Annotated in this window: 14 protein-coding genes and 2 pseudogenes; 12 read left to right on the top strand and 4 right to left on the bottom strand. The window is 47.4% G+C overall.

Features of this window, described 5'->3' with window-relative positions; translation table 11 throughout:
* Positions 1-6: 6 nt before the first annotated feature.
* The 6 genes and pseudogenes from ACUJFL_RS17240 (at position 7) to ACUJFL_RS17215 (ending at position 7,498) form a co-directional block, all read left to right on the top strand.
* On the top strand, positions 7-1,509 hold the full coding sequence (locus ACUJFL_RS17240) for a tryptophan halogenase family protein (protein ID WP_445428115.1): 1,503 nt from the start codon (positions 7-9) through the stop codon (positions 1,507-1,509).
* An 11-nt stretch (positions 1,510-1,520) separates the two neighbouring features.
* On the top strand, positions 1,521-2,936 hold the full coding sequence (locus ACUJFL_RS17235) for a glycoside hydrolase family 30 protein (protein ID WP_445428114.1): 1,416 nt from the start codon (positions 1,521-1,523) through the stop codon (positions 2,934-2,936).
* A pseudogene (locus ACUJFL_RS17230) lies at positions 2,926-4,049 on the top strand (glycoside hydrolase family 3 protein); the annotation flags it as partial. The gene ACUJFL_RS17235 and the pseudogene ACUJFL_RS17230, both read left to right, overlap by 11 nt.
* On the top strand, positions 4,023-5,468 hold the full coding sequence (locus ACUJFL_RS17225) for a glycoside hydrolase family 3 C-terminal domain-containing protein (protein ID WP_445429107.1): 1,446 nt from the start codon (positions 4,023-4,025) through the stop codon (positions 5,466-5,468). The pseudogene ACUJFL_RS17230 and the gene ACUJFL_RS17225, both read left to right, overlap by 27 nt.
* Positions 5,469-5,558: 90 nt before the next feature.
* Positions 5,559-6,782 (top strand): sugar MFS transporter, encoded by a 1,224-nt coding sequence (locus ACUJFL_RS17220; RefSeq protein ID WP_445425632.1) that lies wholly within the window; start codon positions 5,559-5,561, stop codon positions 6,780-6,782.
* Complete coding sequence (locus ACUJFL_RS17215; protein WP_445425631.1) at positions 6,782-7,498, top strand: SGNH/GDSL hydrolase family protein; 717 nt, start codon at positions 6,782-6,784, stop codon at positions 7,496-7,498. Before ACUJFL_RS17220 ends, ACUJFL_RS17215 begins: the two co-directional genes overlap by 1 nt.
* A gap of 280 nt (positions 7,499-7,778) precedes the next feature.
* Here ACUJFL_RS17215 and ACUJFL_RS17210 read toward each other — a convergent pair whose 3' ends face one another.
* Positions 7,779-9,074, bottom strand: a complete 1,296-nt coding sequence (locus tag ACUJFL_RS17210; RefSeq protein WP_445428113.1) for a type II toxin-antitoxin system HipA family toxin — start codon at positions 9,072-9,074, stop codon at positions 7,779-7,781.
* Positions 9,074-9,424 carry a hypothetical protein gene (locus tag ACUJFL_RS17205; RefSeq protein WP_445425629.1) on the bottom strand — a complete coding sequence of 117 codons (351 nt, stop codon included), beginning with the start codon at positions 9,422-9,424 and terminating at the stop codon, positions 9,074-9,076. The genes ACUJFL_RS17210 and ACUJFL_RS17205 overlap by 1 nt, the downstream gene beginning before the upstream one ends.
* An 864-nt stretch (positions 9,425-10,288) precedes the next feature.
* Between ACUJFL_RS17205 and ACUJFL_RS17200 the strand changes: the two genes are divergently transcribed.
* On the top strand, positions 10,289-11,974 hold the full coding sequence (locus ACUJFL_RS17200; protein ID WP_445428112.1) for a methyltransferase domain-containing protein: 1,686 nt from the start codon (positions 10,289-10,291) through the stop codon (positions 11,972-11,974).
* 551 nt (positions 11,975-12,525) lie between these two features.
* On the opposite strand, the gene ACUJFL_RS17195 is transcribed toward ACUJFL_RS17200, so the two are convergent.
* Entirely contained in the window at positions 12,526-14,577 is a 2,052-nt protein-coding gene (locus tag ACUJFL_RS17195) for a metallophosphoesterase (RefSeq protein ID WP_445425625.1), read from the bottom strand.
* Between the two features lie 64 nt (positions 14,578-14,641).
* Positions 14,642-17,431 (bottom strand): TonB-dependent receptor, encoded by a 2,790-nt coding sequence (locus ACUJFL_RS17190; RefSeq protein ID WP_445425624.1) that lies wholly within the window; start codon positions 17,429-17,431, stop codon positions 14,642-14,644.
* 381 nt (positions 17,432-17,812) lie between these two features.
* On the opposite strand from ACUJFL_RS17190, the pseudogene ACUJFL_RS17185 reads away from it, so the two are divergent.
* From ACUJFL_RS17185 to ACUJFL_RS17165, 5 genes and pseudogenes are all read left to right on the top strand, one after another.
* Positions 17,813-18,250: pseudogene (locus ACUJFL_RS17185) on the top strand (phytase); the annotation flags it as partial.
* 1,327 nt (positions 18,251-19,577) lie between these two features.
* On the top strand, positions 19,578-20,219 hold the full coding sequence (locus tag ACUJFL_RS17180; RefSeq protein ID WP_445428111.1) for a peroxiredoxin: 642 nt from the start codon (positions 19,578-19,580) through the stop codon (positions 20,217-20,219).
* Between the two features lie 60 nt (positions 20,220-20,279).
* Positions 20,280-21,149, top strand: coding sequence for an MBL fold metallo-hydrolase (locus ACUJFL_RS17175; RefSeq protein WP_306178789.1), 870 nt, complete (start codon positions 20,280-20,282; stop codon positions 21,147-21,149).
* Positions 21,150-21,168: 19 nt separating this feature from the next.
* Complete coding sequence (locus ACUJFL_RS17170) at positions 21,169-21,342, top strand: hypothetical protein (RefSeq protein ID WP_371930778.1); 174 nt, start codon at positions 21,169-21,171, stop codon at positions 21,340-21,342.
* 356 nt (positions 21,343-21,698) lie between these two features.
* Positions 21,699-23,336: a methyl-accepting chemotaxis protein gene (locus tag ACUJFL_RS17165; protein WP_445425623.1), complete on the top strand. Its 1,638-nt coding sequence runs from the start codon at positions 21,699-21,701 to the stop codon at positions 23,334-23,336.
* Positions 23,337-23,508: the final 172 nt, after the last annotated feature.

Raw genomic sequence — 23,508 nt, 5'->3', positions numbered from 1 at the left:
ATCACAATGTCTGAAGCAATTGAGCATATTGTGATTGTCGGTGGCGGCTCATCCGGCTGGATGAGCGCCGCCTTGCTGTCAAAACTGCTGCAAGGCAAAGTCCGCATCACCTTAGTCGAGTCTGAACAAATTGGTACTGTCGGGGTGGGCGAAGCCACCATCCCGGCCATTAAACGCTTTAACTATCTGGCGGGTATTGATGAACTCAGTTTTATCAAAGCCACCGGTGCCACCTTTAAATTGGGAATTCAGTTTGTTAATTGGCGAAATGGACAGGACGATTATTTCCATGCTTTTGGTACCCTGGGCCGGCAATGGGAATGGCTGAGCTTTTACCAATACTGGCTTAAATTACAACAAATCGGCCAAGCGAGCCCGCTTGGTGATTACTGTATAACCAGCAAAATGGCCCAGCAGCATAAATTTATGCCGGCCGATGCCAATCGCCAGCAATCTCCGTTGCGGGAAATCGCCTATGCCTATCATTTTGATGCCGGTTTTTACGCCCGTTTTTTACGAACACTATGCGAAGAGCGCGGCGTAGAACGAGTGGAAGGCATGATTAGCCATGTTGCCCGTAACGAAATCAACGGTCATATCCGGCATTTGCTTTTGGCCGATGGCCAAACGATTACAGGCGATCTGTTTATCGACTGCTCTGGTATCCGTTCGTTATTGCTGGGGCAGACACTCGGGGTAGGCTACGATGATTGGAGCCACTGGTTGCCGAATAACAGCGCCATGGCCGTGCCCTCAGCAACGCTCAGTGATATCCCGCCTTATACCCGCTCTACGGCGCACAGCGCCGGCTGGCAATGGCGCATTCCACTGCAGCATCGTACCGGTAATGGCATGGTGTTCAGCTCGGGTTTTCTCAGTAACGACCAGGCCCGCGAAACTCTGCTGGCTAATCTCGATACCCCGGCGCTGGCCGAGCCACGGCTGATTAACTTTACCACCGGTAAGCGCAAACAAATGTGGTGGGGAAACTGCATAGCAGTGGGTCTGTCGAGTGGTTTTCTGGAACCTCTGGAATCAACCAGCCTGCATCTGGTGCAAACGGCCATTATCCGGCTGATTACGTTATTTCCGGATAAGCGGCTGTGTCAGGCCAATATCGATCAGTACAACCTGCAAGCGGCCAACGAAATGGCCCAAATCCGCGATTTTATTATTGCACACTATAAAGTCACCGAGCGCACCGACTCCGAATACTGGCGCTACTGTCAGCGGATGCAGGTGCCGGATTCGCTGGCGCAAAAGCTCGAGATTTTCCGCGCTTATGGCCGCGTGCATCAAATCCCCGACGAACTGTTCCGCGAAGACAGTTGGGTGCAGGTGCTGCTGGGGCAGGGCCTGCTGCCAGAGCGCTACGATCCGCTGGTCGATCTGAAAAACGAGGCGCAGATCCACGAATTTGCAGCGACCACAGCTGAGGTGATCCGCAGTTGTGTTGAGCCGATGCCAAGCCACAGCGAGTTTCTGGCTCGGCTGGCGGCGAAAACCTGAGGAAAATAATAATGACAATAATCCGCAACACTCTGAGTGCCATGGTACTCGGGGCCTGGCTAGTGTTACCTGCGCAGGCGGCCAGTGGTTTCCTGACCACGGCCGATCAGCAACATCTGCTCAGCAGCCAACCTGCGCTCTGGCAGCAACCGCTGCAGCAGGGTTTACCCTTGCTGCAAATCGACAGCCAGCAGCAATTCCAGACGATGGATGGTTTTGGCTACACCCTGACCGGCGGCAGTGCCATGCACATAATGCGGCTGGATCCGGCCCGGCGGCAGCAATTATTGCAGGAACTGTTCGCCCGCGATCAAATGGCCATCAGCTACCTGCGTCTCAGCATTGGCGCTTCCGATTTAGACAGCGAAGCCTTTAGCTATAACGATTTGCCGCCCGGTCAAACCGATCCGGAGCTGACGCATTTTTCCATCAAAGCGGATGAACGTTATCTGATCCCACTGCTGAAGGAAATTCTTGCCATTAACCCGGAGATCAGTTTGCTGGGCAGCCCCTGGTCACCGCCAGCCTGGATGAAAAGCAATCAGTCGACGGTCGGCGGCGAACTGTTAACCCGGTTTTATCCGGCCTATGCCCGCTATTTTGTCCGTTATATTCAGGCGATGCAGGCACACGGCATTCGTATTGATGCCATCACCGTACAAAACGAACCGTTAAACGCCCACAATAATCCCAGCCTGCTGATGCATGCCTGGGATCAGGCCGCCTTTGTCGGACAGCATTTAGGCCCGGCTTTTCAGGCTGCCGGCATCAAAACCAAAATCCAGATCTATGACCACAACACTGATCATGTGGAATACGCCATCAGCGTATTAAATGATCCGGTAGCACGGCCCTATATCGATGGCTCGGCGTTCCATCTTTACGGTGGCGAAATCAGCGATCTGACAGCACTGAAACAAGCTCATCCGGATAAACATATCTATTTTACCGAGCAATGGGTGGGTGCGGGTTCTGCCTTTGGCAGCACCCTGCTGTGGCATATCGAGCATCTGATTATCGGCGCGCCGGCACACTGGGCCAAAAATGTGCTGCAGTGGAACCTGGCAGCCGATCGCGAATACAAGCCTTATACCGCCGGCGGCTGCAACAAATGTCTGGGCGCCTTAACCATCGACCAGCAGAAGATTGAGCGCAATGTGGCCTATTACATCATTGCACACGCCAGTAAAACGGTGCCGCCCGGCTCAATCCGTCTGGCAAGCCACAGTGCCTTAAGTACGGTAAAGCATATTGCCTATCGGCGGCCCGATCAGCGTGTGGCGCTGATCCTGCTGAATACTGAGACACAACCGCAGCCATTAAATTTGCAACTGGATCACCAGCTACAGCCCTTTAGTCTGCAGCTGCCGGCGCGCGCCGTACTGAGCCTGATTTTGCCTGAACAAGGAAATAACAATGACCAATAAAGTGATTTTAACCGCAGTCGCTTGCCTGCTTAGTCTCGGTGCTTGTCAGCCGCCCGCCGAAAACAACACCACGGCAACGCCGACAACGTCTGCAACGCCGGCCGCCGATAGCGGCAACCTGTCGCTGTGGCCGGCCTTGCAACCGGCAATCGCTCTGGATCCGGCACAAGAGCAACAGATCGAACAGCTACTGAAAAATATGACTGCCGCCCAAAAAGTGGCACAAATTATCCAGCCCGACATCCGCTGGATGACCGTTGAAGACATGCGCCAGTATGGCTTTGGCTCCTTTTTAAACGGTGGCGGCGCCTTCCCGAATGATAACAAAGCCGCCAGTGCTGCAGACTGGCTGGCACTGGCCGAAAAAATGCAGCTGGCGGCACTGGATACCAGCCTTGATGGCCTGGCTATTCCTACCATCTGGGGCACCGACGCCGTGCATGGACACAATAATGTCCGTGGCGCAACCATCTTCCCGCATAACATAGGTCTTGGCGCTACCCGTAACGCCAAGCTAGTCGAAGCCATAGGCCACGCAACTGCCAAAGAAGTGGCCGCCACCGGTATTCACTGGATCTTCGCCCCCACTGTCGCTGTTGCCCGTGATGACCGCTGGGGCCGCAGTTACGAAAGCTACTCCGAACAACCGGAACTGGTGGCCGAACTGGGTGCGGCTTTGGTAAAAGGGATCCAGGGCCAACCCGGCAGCCAATTTCTGCAAGGCGCCCACCGCATCGCGACCGCCAAACACTATCTGGCCGACGGCGGTACCACGGGGGGCGTGACCAGGGCAATGCCGAGCTAACCGAACAACAACTGATTGCGCTGCATGCCCAGGGCTATTTCAGCAGCCTGAATGCCGGCGTACAAACGGTGATGGCCTCTTTTAGCAGTGTCAACGGCAGTAAAATGCATGGTAATCAGTACCTGTTAACCGATGTATTAAAGCAAAAACTGGGTTTTGATGGCATTGTCGTTGGCGATTGGAATGGTCACGGCCAGTTACCCGGCTGCAGTAATCAAAGCTGTGCCGCGGCAATCAATGCCGGTATTGATATCATTATGGTGCCGGAAGACTGGCGTGCTATGTATCAGAATACGCTGGCTCAGGTCAGTGCCGGGGAGATCAGCAGCGCGCGGCTGGATGATGCCGTGCGCCGTATCTTGCGGGTTAAACACCGCGCCGGTTTATTTCAGCAGCCGTTACCGTCGGCAGTGCCCGGCGCCGGTCAGCAGCAGCTGATAGGTGCGCCAGAGCATCTCGCCTTAGCGGAACAGGCAGTGCGCGAATCGCTGGTACTACTGAAAAATAACCAGCAACTGTTACCTTTAACGCCCAAGCAGCGCGTGCTGGTCGCCGGTGATGGTGCCGACTCGATCCCGAAACAAAGCGGTGGCTGGTCTGTCACCTGGCAGGGTACCGGCACTACCAATCAGGATTTTCCGCAAGGTAAAACCATTTACGCCGGGATCGCCGCTCAGGTTACCGCCGCTGGCGGCAGTGTCGAACTGAGTGCTGATGGCAATTTTACGCAGCAACCTGATGTGGCCATCGTGGTGATTGGTGAAAACCCTTATGCCGAGTTTGATGGTGACACCCCGACGCTGGATTATCAGGCCGGTGTTAACCGCGATGAAGCCTTATTAAAACAGCTGAAAGCGCAGGGTATTCCGGTGGTAACGGTGTTTCTGTCTGGCCGGCCGCTGTGGGTGAATCCGGAGCTGAATGCCTCTGATGCCTTTATCGCCGCCTGGTTGCCCGGTACCGCCGGTTATGCGATTGCTGATCTGCTGTTCCGCGATGCGGCAGGACAAATTCGTCACGACTTTAGCGGTAAATTGGCCTTCTCCTGGCCTGCCAATGCCGAGTCACAGCCGCTGAATTTCGCCGATACCGATTACCAGCCACTGTTTGCCTTTGGTTATGGTTTAAGTGTGCATCAGCTCAGCGAGCTGCCACAGCTATCGGAACAGGTTGCCGAAACACAAAAAGCCACCACTCAGCTCAGTCTGTTTGAACGGCGTGCGCAGCAAGGTCTTAGCCTGCAGTTGCGTCAGGGGAATGAGGTGGTTACTGTCGCCGGCAATAAAGCCGCTACCTCCGATCGCAGCCTGCAACTAACCGCCGTAAATTGGCAAAAACAGGAAGATGCGCTACAGCTCAGTTTTAACAGCAACAACGCCGCCCAGCTGGTACTGCAGGCGAGCGAAGCGCTGGATTTAAGCAGTTATGGTCAGTTGGTGTTCGATCTGAAATGGAACCAGGCGCCTACGGCAGACGTCATGCTGGGCATGTCTTGTGGCAGCGGTTGCGGTGGCCAGCTGCCATTGGGCGACTTGCTACAGCAAAAGGTTAGCGGGCAATGGCATAAACTGACTATTGATCTGGCGTGCTTTGCCAATGCCGGTGTCGCCCTGAATCATCTGTATCAGCCATTTAATTTGCAAAGTGCTGCGCCCTGGCAGGTCAGTCTGGCCAATATCCGGGTTACCCCGGCCACGGCTGCTGCCGACTTAAGCTGTACTAAATAAGCTGCGCTAAACCAATAACTACCTCGGCCGCAAGCGGCCAATACCATAACCAGAGCGCCCGTTAAGGGCGCCGGATTTAAGGGATGTGCAATGAAATCACTATCAACCGCTAACACTCAGGCTATCAGTGCTCTGGCGTTACCCAGCCTGACCTTCCTGTTTTTTATCTGGGGCTTTATCACCTGTCTGAACGATATTCTTATCCCGCATTTAAAAGCGGTATTCGATCTTAACTACACCCAGGCCATGCTGATCCAGTTTTGCTTTTTTACCGCCTATTTTCTGGTGTCGCTGCCGGCAGGTGCGCTGATTAACCGGGTTGGTTATCAGCGCGGTATTGTTACCGGCCTGCTCATCGCGGGCTTAGGTACGCTGAATTTTATTCCGGCAGCGCACTTTCACAGCTACCCCTGGTTTTTGGTGGCGTTGTTTGTGCTGGCTTCCGGGATCACCATTTTGCAGGTCGCGGCTAATCCGTACGTGTCGGTGCTGGGGCCAGAGCGCACCGCCAGTAGCCGGCTCACCATGACACAAGCCTTTAACTCTCTCGGCACAACGCTGGCGCCATTGTTTGGTGCGGTGCTCATTCTGGGTTCGTTGGATAACAGCCCCGGCGCCTCTGCGGTCCAGCTGCCCTATCTGTTACTTACCGGGGTATTATTTCTGGTTGCCCTGGTGTTCGCTAAACTTAATTTACCGGCGGTACAACATCAGCAAACTACCTCAGCACTGGCCTGGGGCGAGCTGAAATCGCACCGGCTGTTGCTACTGGGAGCCGTCGGTATCTTTGTCTATGTCGGTGCCGAAGTCGCTATCGGTTCGATTCTGGTCAATTTTATTGGCTCTGCGCATGTGTTACAGTTAGCCGAATCCGAGGCGGCCCATTATGTGGCCTGGTACTGGGGTGGGGCGATGGTCGGTCGTTTTATCGGTGCGGCCGTAATGCAGCGCGTAGCCGGTGGTCTTATGCTAAGCCTGCACGCCGCAGCGGCGATTGTACTGTTGCTGTTGGCGATGAACAGCAGCGGTCAGCTGGCACTTTGGGCTATTCTGGCGGTGGGGCTGGCTAACTCCATTATGTTCCCGACGATTTTCAGTTTGTCGTTGCGCGGACTAAAGCAACACACCGGTCAGGGCGCCGGGTTATTGTGTCTGGCGATTGTCGGCGGCGCGATAGTGCCTTTACTACAAGGCGTGCTGGCCGATACCTTTGGCCTGACGCAATCATTACTGTTACCGGTAATCTGTTATGGCTACATTGCCTGGTTTGGCTGGTGTAGTTTGCAAGCGGCGCAAGCTGGCAAGGGGGAATAATGAAAAATTATCTGTGCGGTATCTTACTCTGTACCCTGTTGCCGTTTGCTGCGGCGGAGACGAGCTTGAACATTAGCGGTTATGTGAATTACGAAAAGTATCAGCAGGCTAACCAACAGCTGCTGGCGCAACAGCCACAGGGTGTACCGGTGGTATTTATGGGCGACTCCATCACCGAGTTCTGGCCATACCAACGCCCGGCGTTTTTTGCGCAAAATAATTTTATCGGTCGTGGCATCAGCGGCCAGGTCAGCCACCAAATGTTACTGCGTTTTAGGGAAGATGTGCTTAACCTCAAACCGCAGGTGGTGGTAATTCTGGCCGGCACCAATGACATTGCACAAAACAGCGGCGCCATCGATTTACCGCGGGTAGCCGACAATATTTTCAGTATGGCCGAGCTGGCACGCGCGCACGGCGCCAGTGTTATTCTGTGCTCGGTATTACCGGCCAGTGATTTTCCATGGCGCAGCGGCCTGCAACCGGTGCAGCGTATTGTTGAGCTTAATCAGCTTATTAAGCAGTACGCAGTGCAACAGCAACTTCCTTATGTAGACTATTATGCAGCCATGAATGATGGCAAAGGTGGTTTGCGGGTACCGGATTTTACCAGTGCTGAAGATCTGGTGCATCCCAACGCCGAGGGTTATGCGGTGATGGAGTCTTTAATTACACCTGTTATTGCAAGTGTGATCCAAGCCCGCAGTAATAATTAAGTCAAGCAGCCTTAATGAGGCAAAATGCTGACGCTCAGGTACTTCGCTTAAACTACGCTGCCAGCTTACCCGGCTGGCAGACACGGCAAAATTGAATATTTGCTAAAATAGGCCTGCAGGTTACATACTCTTTTAAGCATAGAAAATTTTGCTTTTGTTTAAAGCACTACTCAATTACTTGCAAGTCACAGACATTTGTATTGAATTAAATTTTCAACCCATTAGCTTTTTAATCAATTGCTAACATTAATACCTTTTCAATTTAAACGCCGCTGATACATTACAGCCAAGGGCGTGACATCGTTTCCATTCGCGCTTGAATACGGTTAAACACGACGTGTTTAAGTTCGTCAAAACCTGTCACACTATTAAAGGCCTTGTTCAAATTTTGCGACACCTTTTTTACCAAAGAATGGATAAGTTTCTTCGCGACCTTTTGGTTCAGCCCCAGTTGAGCGGCAAACGCAACAAAATCATGCTCAGTATAATAGCCATAATTTTTGTATGAACTAGTACTTTCTGCGTCTTTCACTTCACTCTCCATAAGCCAGATACTTAGCTCAGAACCATCGTATTCCTTGTATGGTGCTACTGATACCATGTCATATATTTTTGAAAATCCGATTGCAGTGTCACTGTCAAGGGGCCTGACCAAGCTCATGTTTTTCATGTGTAAGTCGTTATTCCCAACGAGGTACGCCATGAGTACGTGCAAAAAACCATCCTTAAGTATTTGAGCGTGGTAACCGCAGCTTGCGTGAGCCACTTTTAATGCATGTTCGTATGATAATGCCTCGCTACTTTTGTTCCCTGGCGCAACCTCCATGACAGAAGCCAAATCTTCAATGAATCTTGTATTTCTGCCGGTGGTGTCTAAATCAAACCGACTCGTCACATAGGCCAGTTCACCACATGAAAACGGCACAAGGGCATGATCTGCAACATCAAACCCAGTCAACTGACAAAGCCGCATAATAATAAATTCGTTGATTGCTAAATGGGGTAAATCTCTTGGTGATGGTTTTACGATGTATGGACCTATACCAATGCTGGCTGTTAACGTTTTCCTGGCGCCAGGTTTATGAGTGAGAAACATTTTAGGCTGAACCCCTGAAATGGACGCTCTGCCTAGAGACCTCATGGCTACTTCATTAAATTCATGCCTGGCAAAATCGATGGTGAAGCCTTTAAGGTTTTTCTCTGGTAATTCAGCTTTTTGAGCTGCATCTTCATGTTTGAGTAAGTTCGGCAGTACCTTAATTGGTCCTATCAGCTCTTCGCCATGTGCAAGTAGGAGACCGAATTTGTCATCTATATCCAGTCTGGCTAGCTTCGCTTGGTGGCGCTTTACCCACCCCTCGCTCATTAGATTAGTAAAAAATGCAGGTAGGTAATTCCTGTGTAATGGGAACTCAGTCAGAGGGAGGTTAGCACCAATCTTAGCAAGCCCGCTTTGTAAGTACTTCGTGTCATAACGAAATTCATATTCGTAACCGGCTTGAACTGAATACTCAGTGATTGTCCCCGCTAAGTGATCATTGCAATACACAAAACCAATACGTGTTGGAGCGCTCATTACTTATTACCCTGACGCTTACCAATATAAAGTTGCAAACCAACAGCACCAATTAGGTTATTAAGCTTGCCTACAGATACAGCATCCACTCTCTGGATCGAGTTGTAATAGGTTTGCATCGATACGCCGGCAAAAGCCACCAGTTCAGATATGGAAAGATCCCCCTTATGCGCCTCAATGCTACATTGCACTGTTTCGCTGCTCACTGGGCGGTACCCATCTAATGCTGACTGCTGCAATTTTGCCTGTATGTTTTCGTCCAAATGCACCATGGTTTGCTGTAGTTGATTGCGTTCTTGAATGAGCTCCTGCAGTGATGTAGAGAGGGATGGCATACTATCTTTGGACATATTAAGGCCTCTTATCTTACTTTAAAAAGTATTTTAGATTTAAAATCTATCATATTTTCTTTTTAGGAATAGCATAAGCTCACTTTATGTCTTTTTAAATTAATTTATTTGATTTTTTTCAATTATTTTGTTTTATAGGTTAGGTCTTAATGCAACATCTAAATTTTCTGACGGCTTAAACGTTCCCTTTTTTGCTGGAAATGCGGATAGGTCTGATAGGTGTTCTAACTGTCGATTAAATTGTTAATTAAATTCAGCTAAAAATTTTGCTTCCTAATGAAATTATAATGATTCTTATTACTTCTTTTGTTTCTGTTATCAAAAGCTTGGGGCAGTTGTCAATAAAGTTAATTTTTAATGTGACATTGCCTTGGTCTTTTTAGGGCTAAATAGGGCTTTTTCTCGTGATTTTCATAATGAAATTTTTGGCGTATTTTTGAATAAACACCTTGCAATCCTTGATTTTAATGGTATTTTATTCATTGGGCATTACAAGAGAGTGCCGCACTCCGGAGGCAGAGGTCCCGCGTTCGAATCGCGGCGGGTGCACCATATAAATCAACCACTTACGCGAAAGCTGAGTGGTTTTTTTATTTTGTGTGCCACGATTGTGCCAAGATTGTGCCAAGCCGCAATTTACAATCTGTGATTATTCAATTATTTTGACCTCTGCTCGCTTTCGCGATATACCGCCCCTCTTGGACAAGTACCTTTCCAAACATCCAAGATTTAAGAGTCCAGTCTCGTTTTATCAAAATCTATGCTGCGGTATAGCTTCATCTCCTTTTTTAATCGTGTTGCGATTGCTTGGTTTATAGATAATTGGTACAACATCAATGTTATCAATTTAAAACTACTGATGCGATGAGCAAGAATGTTGAGATTTACCATCTAGGTGCTGCATTATTTGCAGCGCAGTATGATGCTTTACACTTTGAGCAAGTACATGCCAGTTGGCAACAATATTGGCCAAAAGAGCATATGGTTCTCGATATTGGTGCGGGTAGTGGTCGTGATGCATTGTGGTGTGCCAAACAGGGATGCCAAGTGGTGGCTGTTGAACCTGCGGGCGATTTACGTAAATTAGGGCAGCTCAAAACAGCGGGTTTTGCTGTGCAATGGTTAGATGACAGCTTGTCAGAATTAAAAGCCTGTTATCAGTTAAACCTGCAATTTAATACCATTTTGCTTAGCGCAGTTTGGATGCATATCCCACCTCATGAGCGCGAACGCGCTTTTCGAAAAATAACAAATCTACTTGCTCCAGGCGGGCGAGTTATTTTAACGCTGCGTTATGGCACTTTTACTGATAAGCGAGAAGCTTTTACCGTAAGCGTGGACGAAATAGCTGCACTTGCCAAGCAATTTGGATTAGTGCTGCGCTTCGTTTCAGCGAACACATCAGATGCAGGTGGCCGAGATGATGTGACTTGGCAAAATGTGGTGCTGGAGTTACCCGATGATGGCAGTGGTAGCTTAAGTAAAGTTCGGCACATTGTGATCAACGACAGCAAAGCTTCTACGTATAAATTGGCGATATTGCGAACTTTAGTCAGGATAGCGGAGGCACATCCTGGCGCTGTGTTGGATAAGCAAGATGGCAACGTGACGATATCGTTGGGTTTAGTGGCATTATATTGGATCCGCTTGTTTAAGCGCTTAGTGGATAACAATATTCAGCAGAGTTCAGATCCCGCCAAAGGCTTGGGCTTTGTTAAAGAGCATGGCTGGGGTTTATTACAACATCTGACTGCGGATGATTTTGCAATCGGTAACTTATACACAGGGCAAGAAGCAAAAGCCTTGCAGCAGCTAATGACTGATACGTTAAATACTATAAAAGCCGGCCCTGTTAATTATATTTGGCAGGGCAGTAAAGATAATCGCTTGTTTAGTATGGCCGTGAGTAAAAGAACACGGCAGGCTTCAGTTTTAATAGATAAAGTTTTTTTAGACAGCTTCGGCAGTTTTATTTTGCGAGAAGAGATGTGGCAATGTTTTCGGCAATATGGCTGTTGGATAGAGCCCATGCTGGTGCAGCAGTGGGTCACAGAAATGAAGAAATATCGTTTAAATCAGCAACAGAACCTTTCACTCGAGACCTATCATAATCATCTGCGCTGGCTAGATCATAAGCATGATACAAAGTTAGTGAGAAACAAGGTTGAGCAGCTTAAAAAGCAGGGTATCAAGGTGGCTAGTGTTTGGACAGGCAACAAGTTATATAGCTATGACATTGATCACTGTTTACCTTTTAGTTATTGGCCTAATAACGATTTGTGGAATTTATTGCCCGCGAGTACCAAAGAAAATCGAGTGAAAAGTGCTAGAGTTCCAAGTCAAAAACGTTTAAACAATGCAGAAATGCATATCAAAGAATGGTGGCAACAAGCTTGGGCTAGCAACGTTGAGCGGCAACGCTTTTTTATCGAAGCAGAGCTTTCGTTACCCAACATCACCAGAAGCAGTAATGACTTTGACGAGGTGTTCGCTGCGCTGCAGTTCCAATCATTGGGTATAAAGCAGCGCTTACAGGTAGCTGAGTGGTGATTTTGGCCTCTTTTAAATCAAGTAATCTATTTCGTCTCCATCTGCTCATTGGGTATCTTAGTTTGTTCGGCTAGCGATTATGCTCCACGGAACTTACCACTTTTCCCGAATTAAAAACGGAAGCAAAAGTCTCTCCTGTGATCCGCACATCACGCTGTGCACGCTTCACTGCCCTTGGGCTTGGAGTCAGACCAGAATTTAGTATGCAACGTTGCCCAATCAATATTTAGTGCTTGAAAGTTTTGCTGAACGCTTAGCTTGGCCCCAAATTTAAAGCTGAATATATACAGATAAGTTTGCATTTTTGTCCTTACCATTTTGTTTTTACGTGTCTTCACTACTTCGGCAAACAGTTAAAAAAATGTTATGCTAAAGTTGAGCACAGTTTGTGTTTTCAGCAGTTATTCCCAGCAATTCGTAAAGTCATGTTGTGACAAAAATATACCGAGCATAGGAACGAAATTAACGCTCAGTATTCCTAAGACAAAGTTGTTACATTGAAAGCAAACGTTTTTGCTTATATTTTTCTAAGTAACATTTGCATTGTAAGCTTATTCCGCAACAGCGTTTGTCAGATCAGTAAGCTTTCCGGTCGCCTTATCTATCAAAAAGTGCTGGTTAGGATCACCGTGCTGAAAAGCATGCATAATACTAAACAGAGCCCCAAATTGTTTGCGTACCGACATTGATAGTGACTGTTCAGGCTGCGACAGTATCTTATTGGCTTCTTGCTCGGGTTCACTTGCCTTTAAATGCTCAGTGAGCCACTTATACTGAAATAAACGCTCAGCACTAATATCGGCCAATGCAAGTTGTCCGGCATTACGCAAGCGGTAAAAATCGGTGACTAAATCTTTACCTTGCCAACTAGCTAAGGCTTGAGGTGTTAACCCGGCTTCTGTAATCAAGTTGCTAGCTTGTTGCTCAGCATGTTGCCAGTTTGCAGTTGCGCGTAGCGCTGCAAAGTTGGTTAAGGCTGTTAGCGGTATATCTTCAGTAAGCTGTGCCAGGGTGAATAACGCCAGTCCATCCACTTGCAACAGCACCTGACGCAACTGCTCTGGCCAATCTGCAGGTAAAAAACGTTGTCGGGTAAGTTCGCTAAGATGACCGTTGGTAAAATCCCTGTAGTTAGTGCTTTGTAAAATAGCTGGATCCCAGGTATTTTCTGCCCCAGCGGCCGTTAATGCCAAATGTTCCTGCTGATAATGCGCAAATAGCTCATTAAATCGCGGGACTTTGGTTAACACTATCGTTTCCGCTTCAATTTGTTGTGGATATAAGGTTAGTAGCTTATAAGCCGGCACGTAGGCGGCAATAGAAGGGGCCTGAATATTAACTAAATAGCGGCCATCGTCTAAGTAGACGGTGCCGGTATTGTTTAAATGCATATGACCGCCAATATGAATAGTAACTCCTGTTGCAGCCAGTTTTCTGGCCGTTTCATTAGCAGGGCTGCGGTTAAGTTGCATTCGGGTTGAACCAAAAAGCTCAGCCATAGCATTAGCTTGGCCCTGATAATAGTCTGTCATCGGGTAATGGCTAAAGGTGATCAGAGTTTTCCCCTCTTTTGCTGCGCGTTCAGCGATCTGTTGCATCCATTTAATAACATGCCTTTTATGGCTCAGCATGGCGTTGTAGCCCGCATTACCTGAGCCTAAAAAAGCCTGATGGCCTGATGTGCCCTCTGCTTGCTGCGGATCAATTTGATAAACATTCGCATCGACAGCCAGCAGCCATAAACCCGGCACAGGCTCTACTAAATAGCTGCTGTCTGGCACTTGTTGACAATGGCTGTAGTGTGACTCTTTGTATGTGCCACCAGTACCTTGTAGGCAAATTTCATATTGACGCTTGGTAAAATTAGCCTGAGTAAGCGCCTCACTAAATTGATAATTTGTTGTGTCGTAGTGGCTATAAGGCGTTTCCCAGTACAGGTAATCTGACGTAGGATAAAAGCCAAAGTCAGACAATTGCTGTAGCAGTCCCTCATAGCCAAGTTCCTTAACTTGCTCCGTACAGGTTATGTCAGTTTGAGCTGGGGCGTTTAGTGGGCAAGCCGGGCTTCCAGGGCTGAATACTGCGTGCGGTTGACCATTGGCATTAAGGTAATCAGGCTTGCCTGCTGGGCGGCTAAAAGGTTTCACCGGATCATGGTTACCGTTGGTTAAAAAAAATTGCATGCCGTATTCTTGTTGGTATTGACGTAATATTTTGCTTAAACCTTGCACATGTGCAGGCTGACCGTCGTCGCTAAAATCGCCTGGTAGCACGACTAGCTTAACATTACGCTCTGCCAAATCATCAAGCGCAGCCAATAAGGCAAAGTAGTTTTCGTTAAATAAACGGGTTGATCTTAGCTGAGTTGCCATTGTGCGAATGGTGGCTTGATGGCCGCTTGCTGAATTAACCGGGCCGGGAAAATCGGCCTCGCTAAAGTCGGCATAAATATCATGAAAATGCACATCGGGTAAAAAGGCAATTTGTACTGGATGCTGCGCCGGCGTGGCCGAGACGGTGTGTTTATGTTGATGCTTTGGTTGGCAGGCGCTAATAAAGAGTACTAGTAGTATCGCGCTTAGGTACGATCTAATGCTGAGCATGGAAACTCCTAAAAAAATCGGCCACAGTATTACCGTGGCCGAGTTAGCGTTTTAATAATGTGTTTTAGAAATCTGCGCGCAATCCTAAACTTATACGACGTCCAGAATACTCATTTATTACCGGGAATGCAGGTGCGAGCGTGTAGCCTTTAGTCGCTTCATCCGTGACATTAATTGCTTTTAGGCTCAGTTTAATGTTGTCGTTAAGCTTATAACCTAGCGCAATATCAGTTTGACCGTAGGCATCGCGGTATACTGGATACAAGCTGCGTTCAATTACTTCAACATATTTGTCTTTATAGTTATAAGAGATGCGGGCATCAAAACTTTCATTTTCATAATAAAAAGTAAAGTTCCACGTGGTGTCGGCTAACCCTTCTGGTGGAGTGGGAATATCCAAATCAGATGAGCCTGTTAGGGTGTTATCCAGTATGGTGTAGTTAGCATTAATACCAAAGCCGTCTAATACTGGGTGTAGTCTACTCAGCGGCAATTGTGCGATGAGTTCCAGCCCCGTTACTTTGTATGAGCCTTCAGCGTTGACGGGTTGATAAACATCAAACTCATAGTAACCATCCAGCGAGCCGTTGGCATTAAGCTTTTCTACATTGGGTACTGTACCGGTTAATTCTTGACGAACCACCCCTTCAATATCTTTCCAGAAATACGATGCAGCTAGTAAACCGCCGTTTTCCAGATACCATTCCACACCCAGTTCCCATTGTTTGGCATAGGTTGGTTTCAGATCGGGGTTACCATCAGTAAAGCGGAACGAGTTCCAACTAACAGAGCGTTTGTAGGCGATATTTGTTAATGCGGGGCGCATCAGCGTTTCTGAGGCGGCGGCCCGGACTAACACGTCATCGAGCACTTCCATGGTCATATTTAGGCTGGGTAACAGTTCGTTATAGCTGCCTTCTTTCGATATGGGCTCGGTCGTAAACCCAGTAGAGCCATCAGCGTTCTGTATTTGGTGATAGCCAAAAGACAGCACTGAGGTATCCACTGCTCTAACGCCAGCATTTAAAAATACGGGTTTACCAGCGAGGTCAAAGTCCATATTGGCCATTGCATACAGGCTAAGCACTTCTTCATCTACCCGGTAGTAATCTTTTGCATTAAAAGGCACAGAGAAACCGCTATAACGAAACGTATTGCGGGCGTAATCGTTAGATATTTGCATCCAGTTTAGATCTTTTGGCTGATAATTGCCGCCCGGTACGATATCGGTGACCAGCTGTAGCTGGCTATCTGCCATGGTGCGGGTATTGACCCATTCGCTACTGCCCGCTGTAGGGCCTTGTATTTTGGTTGCACCAAACTGCCGTTCTTTCGATTTGTCGGTGTAACGTACACCGAACTGCACACTGCTTAATGCGGGTAAAAATCCCAGTTCTAACGCTTTTTTAAAGTCGAGTTGCGCAGCGTATTTATCATCAGTGACGTTTTCCAATTCGGTTTCATAGGCTTCGAACAGGTAGCTTTCAGGTGAGCTGTACATATCAAAGCCGGCACTGGCTAGCGTTTCACCACCATTGGCTGTCCAACGGCTACGCGAAGGCGCATAAGCTACGTGTTTCAGGTTGGCGTAGTCTAATGTTTTATCAGCGCCAGAGTAGCCGACTAAAGCATTAATATCCCAGCCTTGTAGCTGCCAGTCTAGCGCGAGACTATATTGCGTGAAGTCGGTATCGTTTATCCGTTCTTTACTTAAAAACTCATGCTGAGTTGCGGTGTAAGACACATCAGTTAGCACGACGATACCGTACTCCGCCAAAGTGGTGTCATCATAGTCGTGAATCGTTTCCAGCGTACTGCGGCTAGAGGCGGTGTAAGCGGCTGCGTCATACTCGTCTTCAACTGATTTGTAACCCCCCAACATGGCATCGAAAGTCAGGCTAAAGGTATTAGAGGGTTTATATTGTAAAGAGGCAGTAGCTCCCCACTTATCTTGATCATTCAGATAAACCCTGTCGCCGACCTTATCTTGAAAGATAATACGGTTAGTTTCATTTTTATCTAATCGGTCGTTAACAGTTACGCCTGCATCACGTTCCAGCACTGTGATGGCCTGCGCTGAACGTGCGCCAGAGGCTTCCAGAAAACGGCCCATAGGTCTGAAGTTAATACCAGAGTTTGAATCGGTGCGGTTAGTGCGCTGGCTTTGAGAAAAGGATACTAGAGCCCCCCAGTTACCAAAGGTATCACTGGCAAGAATAGAGAGTTTAGGATCGATCTCTTTCGAAATAGAGTTATGTGCGCCTTCAGCAGATAAAATAAATTTACTATCACTATAATCAAAGGGTCGTGCCGTACTAATGTGAACTGAACCGGCAATACCGCCTTCTTCATCAGCAGCTGAAGGCGACTTTTGCACTGTAACGCTTTGTATAATTTCTGAAGCAAAAATATCAAATTCAACATCACGACCGCCACTACCCGATGCAGTGGCAAGGTTATTAATGGAAACATGCGTAAATTCGGTAGGTAAGCTGCGCACATTTACTTTACTACCTAGACCTTTGTTTCTTTCTATGGTCACGCCCGGCATCCGCTGCAGAGCTTCAGCCAAGTTTTGCTCTGGGAAATCAGCAACATCAGTTGCTACGATAGAATCAGAAAAGCCCGTATTCGACTTCTTTAGATCTACGGCGCGCTCTAGGCTGCGGCTGTAACTACCTTTAACAGAGATAACTTCTAGGGACTCCGCTTCTGCTGTTGTGACATCGGATGCAAGAGCCAAGCTAACCAAGGGTGTAGTGCTTAGAATGCCGCCTACTAAAATACTCTTCATTAAACGAGCTAAAACTCGTGGTTGAAAGTGAGGAAAATCTTGCTGCTCTAAAAAAGTCATAACGTGATTCCATCTGTAAAACTGCTTCCGTGGCAGTAGTGGTTGTTTGCTTCTAAACGCAGCAGCAGTTTATAGAGGGTTTGAGATGCTTTTGTTTCAGAAATGTGAAGTATTTAAGGCGCTATATGCTTTTGTGAATGATGCTGATGGAGGAGCAAAAGGTACTTAAAAACTCTTGCGCATCGAGGCTGTCTAGGTTAGGGCTCTACTGCTAGCACATATCCCTAGCTAGGTTTAAATGTGTAATGTTTAGTGACATTTTCCTAGACGATTATCGATCTCACACAATGTATTGAGCCGATTACACATAACCTAACAATTATCCAAAAGACAAATTGTATTCTTATGCGGCAGTAGCTGCGATGGTAAGTTACTGATAATAGCAACGGTGTGCTCTTTGTAGGTGAAGAAGACGAGGGGATCTGGCGTTTTGCCGCAACGGCCAATGCTAGCGGCGACGGGGAGTTGATCATTAAAGTCGATGGCGAAACTTTAGTCGATGACGTAGAAGGGCTGGCGCTGGGCTACCATGCTGGTAAACCTTTATTAATCGTTTCCAGTCAGGGCAACGATAGCTATGTAATTTACGATGCGTTGCAGCCTTATACCTTGCGCTTACAGTTCCGGGTGGGCACCCATTATCAACTGGGTATTGATGGCGCTTCGGAAACAGATGGTTTAGATCTAACGACTCGTTCGCTAGGTCCCGGCTTTGAGCAAGGTGCTTTTATTGTGCAAGACGGCCGTAATCATATGCCAGAACAGGGGCAAAACCTGAAATTAGTTCCTTGGCAGCCGTTGCTAGAAAAGCTTTACTAAGCCGTTTAATCATACTGCCACCTGATTGTCATAAAATTTTCATCAGTTGGCGGTATTATGTATTCAGTAGCAGGTTTCCCTACTCCCTGTATGTTTACCAATTTGGTTAAGTTGGGGGGCTTTCCCCCAGCAATTTTATCTCATACCTTTCATTTACAGCGAGCCCTTCAGCTACTTTTCTAAACTGATGACAGCGGGACGTTAGTCATAACTGTTTAAGTGTTACGCTTACCTCTATATTAATTATTAATCCGTACTAAGATTTACCGTTATCAAGTATGCAATCCCCTGAAACTCCTGAACCTCTTTAGCTTTCAGGTTCATAGCTCAGGTATTGAGGCGTTAAATGATTGGATCACAGAGCGAGAAATTGGCGGCTTCAATTAGTGGCATTTTGCTAAACTGAGGTATTTAAATAATCCGCTATCGATATCCCATCTCTATTTCTTGATCTAATGCGGTTAGCTCAGCTATGACAGAGAGTCTTGTGTGATAGATACAGCCCGCTCAGAAATAGGATGACGAGACCAGCTTTGTCGAGCTGACCACACAAGGCATGATACTCAATCAAAGTATTATGTTGAAAAAACGCGATGTCGAGCCGCACTTACCGCCCGGCACGGATGCCTTGTGGTTAGCGGCGTTGCTCCGGGCGTTTTAACCATGAAGATGTTTATCGACCCACCGAAAATTTACCTGCATAAACAGCCCGTGGATTTTAGAAAATCCATCAATGGCTTGTCGCTGTTTGCGTTTTAAATGGTGATGCCGTGATGCTTATTCGCTCTATATCGCGCTCTGCGCTTTGCTTAAGTTTTTCTTCGTTCTGTGAATGTGTTTCTGCATAAGCATGAGTAATAAGTGAACCATTCTGTACCAGAAGCATGAGTAAGCTGAGTTGGGTTAAGCGTGTCATTAGGAATCTAAAATATTAGATTTCCCTAAATGTTATAACGTCTCAAAAAGGTATTCAGGTGTTTTGTCTGCGACATTTTGTCGCACTTGTGCGGCAGTGCGATGTGATGACTCCGGCATTTTTCCCTTGCCATGCCAATTTGTAGGAAAGACATGTTAGAGCTATTAATGAAAAAAAATTTATATCTTTATGATTTTATTATTAATTTCTTATAATTGGGTTCGTGTCTAGGATCGGGAAGCAGTGGCTTGCAGTCAGTTTCAATCAAATTCCAGTAAAATAATCTCTATTTAATCGCTAAATTCGATTAGGTTAATCAGAAATGTTTATTTCCATTGGTTATAAGCTTAGTTTACTTTGTTATAAGCGAATTCGCTGAAGCACTCTTAAAAACCAACCGAGGAATACAAAATGTCTGAACAAAACGTGACTTTCCCAAAACTGAACAAACCGGCTCCGGCCTTTAATGCGAAAACGACCCATGGCATGAAAACACTGGAAGACTATAAGGGTAAATGGCTGGTGCTATTCTCACACCCTGCTGACTTTACGCCAGTGTGTACCACCGAGTTTATGGGCTTTGCTACCCGTGCTGATCAGTTTGCCGCGTTAAACTGCGAGCTGCTAGGTCTGTCAATCGATAGCGTGCATTCACACATTGCCTGGGCGCGCAGCATTGAAGAAAACTTCGGCGTGAAAATTACCTTCCCTATCATCGCCGACTTATCGATGGAAGTTGCAAAAGCCTACGGCATGATCCAGCCGGGTGCGAGCGATACTGCTGCGGTACGGGCTACTTTTATTATCGACCCGAACGGTATTTTACGGGCAATGGTGTACTACCCAATGAGTAATGGTCGTAGCATAGACGAGTTTGTACGTGTATTAAAAGCGCTACAAACCAGTGATGAACACAAAGTGGCGACACCAGAAAATTGGCAGCCAGGTGAAGATGTCATCGTACCACCACCAGCAACGATGGCGGATGCCGAAATCCGTAAAGATCAAGGTTACCAATATACTGACTGGTATTTCAGCAAAAAATCGCTGTAAACCGTCTGATGTTTCCAAGAGCTGCGCCGCAGCTCTTGCTTTCACTTCTTAGGAGGGGTTATGGATCCTTTAGTACATATTAAAGCCTTTTTAGATAGCGACAGTGAAACCTTTAGCTATGTCGTGGCGGATTTAACGTCGGGCTTGGCGGTGATTATCGATCCGGTACTGGATTTTGATTACAAGTCAGGCCGAACCTCGACCAAAAGTGCAGAAGACATTCTGGCTTATGTCGAGCAGAAAACCTTTAAGGTGGAATGGATACTGGAAACACATGCCCATGCTGACCATCTTTCAGCTGCGCCGTTTTTTAAAGAAAAACTCGGCGCTAAAATTGGTATTGGCGAACATATTCAGCAAGTACAGGGAATTTTTAAGCAGATTTTTAATCTTGAAAAAGAATTTCTGCCTAATGGCGCCCAATTTGATCGCTTATTTAAAGATGGTGAAGAGCTCAAAGTTGGCAGTTTATCGATCAAGGTAATGCATACCCCTGGCCATACGCCAGCGGATCTGGCTTATATCGTGAACGGCAACATGGCCTTTGTTGGCGATACTTTATTTATGCCTGATGTCGGTACGGCACGCTGCGATTTCCCGGGTGGCAGTGCTAAAACCTTATACCAGTCGATCAAAAAATTGCTGTCACTACCCGCGGAGACGGAAATCTATATTTGCCATGATTATCCAACCCAAGGCCGTAAGCATGAATACAAAACAACGGTTGCTGAGCAACTTGAGCACAATATTCATGTAAACAGTGAGATTTCAGAAGAGGCCTTTGTGCAAAAACGCGAGGCGCGTGATAAGACCTTATCGATGCCACGGCTAATTTTGCCTTCGATCCAGGTCAATATCCGCGCCGGGCAGTTACCGCCAAAAGAAGACAACGGCCAAGTTTATTTGAAAGTTCCTATTAATATGCTGTAACGGCACCCAGAGAAATATTGTGACCTATATTTTGTTAGGTGCTGCACTAATTGGATTGAGCCTCGGTGTCTTCGGATCCGGAGGCTCCATCCTAAATGTTCCAGTATTGATGTATTTGGTTGGACAACCTGCCGAAATAGCGATTGCTTCTTCGTTAGCTATTGTTGCTCTTATTAATCTTGGGGCAGCGTAGCAAATGTCTTTAACAAGCGGATCAGTTATCGGCATCTAATTTGGTTTGGGCTCCACAGTATGGTGGGTACTTATCTGGGAGCATGGGGTGGCACCCTTGTTAACAGTAAAATTCAGTTAGTTGTTTTCGTCATCTGAATGTTAGTTGCCGCTGTCGCAGGCGCAGCTTGGTAGGGAATTTTATATTCTTATTTGAATAAGCATATATCAAAAAAGAATTAATTAATTTACAGTAAGCGTTGCAGCAAATTAGTGCAACATGCATAGCGATGTTGCTTATATTATTGCGTTAGAACAAATATCTTATCTTTAATTTTTGCTAATGTAAGGCAATTCATTTCTCTGTAAGGTGTTGTTATGCATGCTAGTCCCACAACAAGCTTATCCTATACCGGTTTATCGATAGGTAAAAAACTGTTTATTAGTTTTGGCAGCCTTAGCGTGCTAATGCTGGTGGTTGCCGTAGTGGTGCAGCTGGCACAGCTGGCAATGGATACGGCAAGGGCCAGTGCAGCAGATAAGCGTAATCTGGCGGTGTTGCAGCTGGAAAAAGAAATCGATCACTTGGTTTGGGCTAACCAGCTGGCGAACAGTATTTTGTTGCAGCAGTCTTTTGCCGGACAACTTAATCCGCAACAATGCGCTTTTGGCCGTTGGTACGAGCAATTTAAAGCCTCAGACGTGTATAAAAATGGCAGCACAGAGCTGCGTCGGGTATTAGATTCGATAGATGCACCACACAAACAGTTACATCAGAGTGCCGTCAGTATTGCGCAAGCCGCCCCAGATCAACGTGCCGCTATTTACCAGCAAGACTCCCTTTCGGCTTTGACACAAGTGCAACAGGCGCTGGGCGAGCTGCACACTATTTTTCAGGCTGAGCGCAACGCCATTATTGCAAAGGCAGAAGTGACTGATCGTAACGCTATGCGGGCGGTTTGGGCCGTGTTGGTGTTAACTCTGCTGGCTGCGGTGTTATTTGGCCTGTGGCTGCGCCGGGTTATCTCTTTACCTATGAAACAACTCACCCAACGAGCTGAAGCCATTGCAGCCGGTAACTTAGCGGGCGAGCCATTGGTTATTCAAAGCCGCGATGAAGTTGGTTTGGCTGCGCAGGCGTTTAATATCATGCAGCAGCAATTGCGTCAGCTGATTAGCAATTTGGTGCAAAAATCAGATCAGGTAGCTGAGCACGCCGCCCGAGTATCGGACATTACCAGTCGCACCGATGTTGATTTACGGCGTCAGGTAGCAGAAATAGAACAGTTGGCCACCGCCATGAACGAAATGGCCTCCACTATTGCAGAGGTGGCAAAGCATGCGCAGAACACCTCTGACGCGACCCATCAGTCAGAGCAACATGCTGAGCAGGGGCAAAAGATAGTGCGCTTAGTGATCAACAGTATTAATGAAATTGCGTCAGAAGTGGATAATGCCTCTGTTACCATCAGCCAGGTACAGCAGGAAAGTCAGAATATTGGTGCTATTTTAGATACTATTCAGGCTATTGCCGAGCAAACGAACCTGTTGGCGCTTAACGCGGCTATCGAAGCCGCGCGTGCCGGCGAGCAGGGCCGTGGTTTTGCCGTAGTGGCAGATGAGGTGCGCACGCTGGCCGCACGTACGCAAAGCTCGACCACTGAAATTAAAAACCTGATCGAGCGGTTGCAGCACAGTGCCGCCAATGCGGTTAACACCATGAATGCCGGCGTGACGAAGGCGCAGCATGGTGTGGCCATGGCCGATAAAGCCGGTGCAGCACTGACTGATATTATGCAGTCAGTAAGCGCAATAACCGATATGACGCTACAAATCGCCAGCGCAACCGAAGAGCAAAGCACGGTAGTACAAGAGATGGACAAAAACCTGTTAAGGGTAAATTCACTGACGATGGATACCAAGCAGCGCTCGAATGAAGCAGATACAACCTCTGCTGAACTGGAAAACATGGCCGGACAGTTACGTGGTGAGAGCCATCGGTTTACAGTGAATTAGTACTAGGAAAAGTAAGCCTCTCTGTTAACGTAGATCATTATTTTCTTGATACCATTTAACAGGCAATACAACGCAAAACGGATGTATATTTGGCTAGGCCAGCTCCTATGATGTTCTTGAGCTTTACCGCAGGCCGTACTTTTTTAATAAGAGTGAACTGTTTGCGCTAGGC

Source organism: Alishewanella sp. HL-SH05 (assembly GCF_052655985.1).
This window is presented reverse-complemented; position numbering and strand designations above follow the sequence as displayed.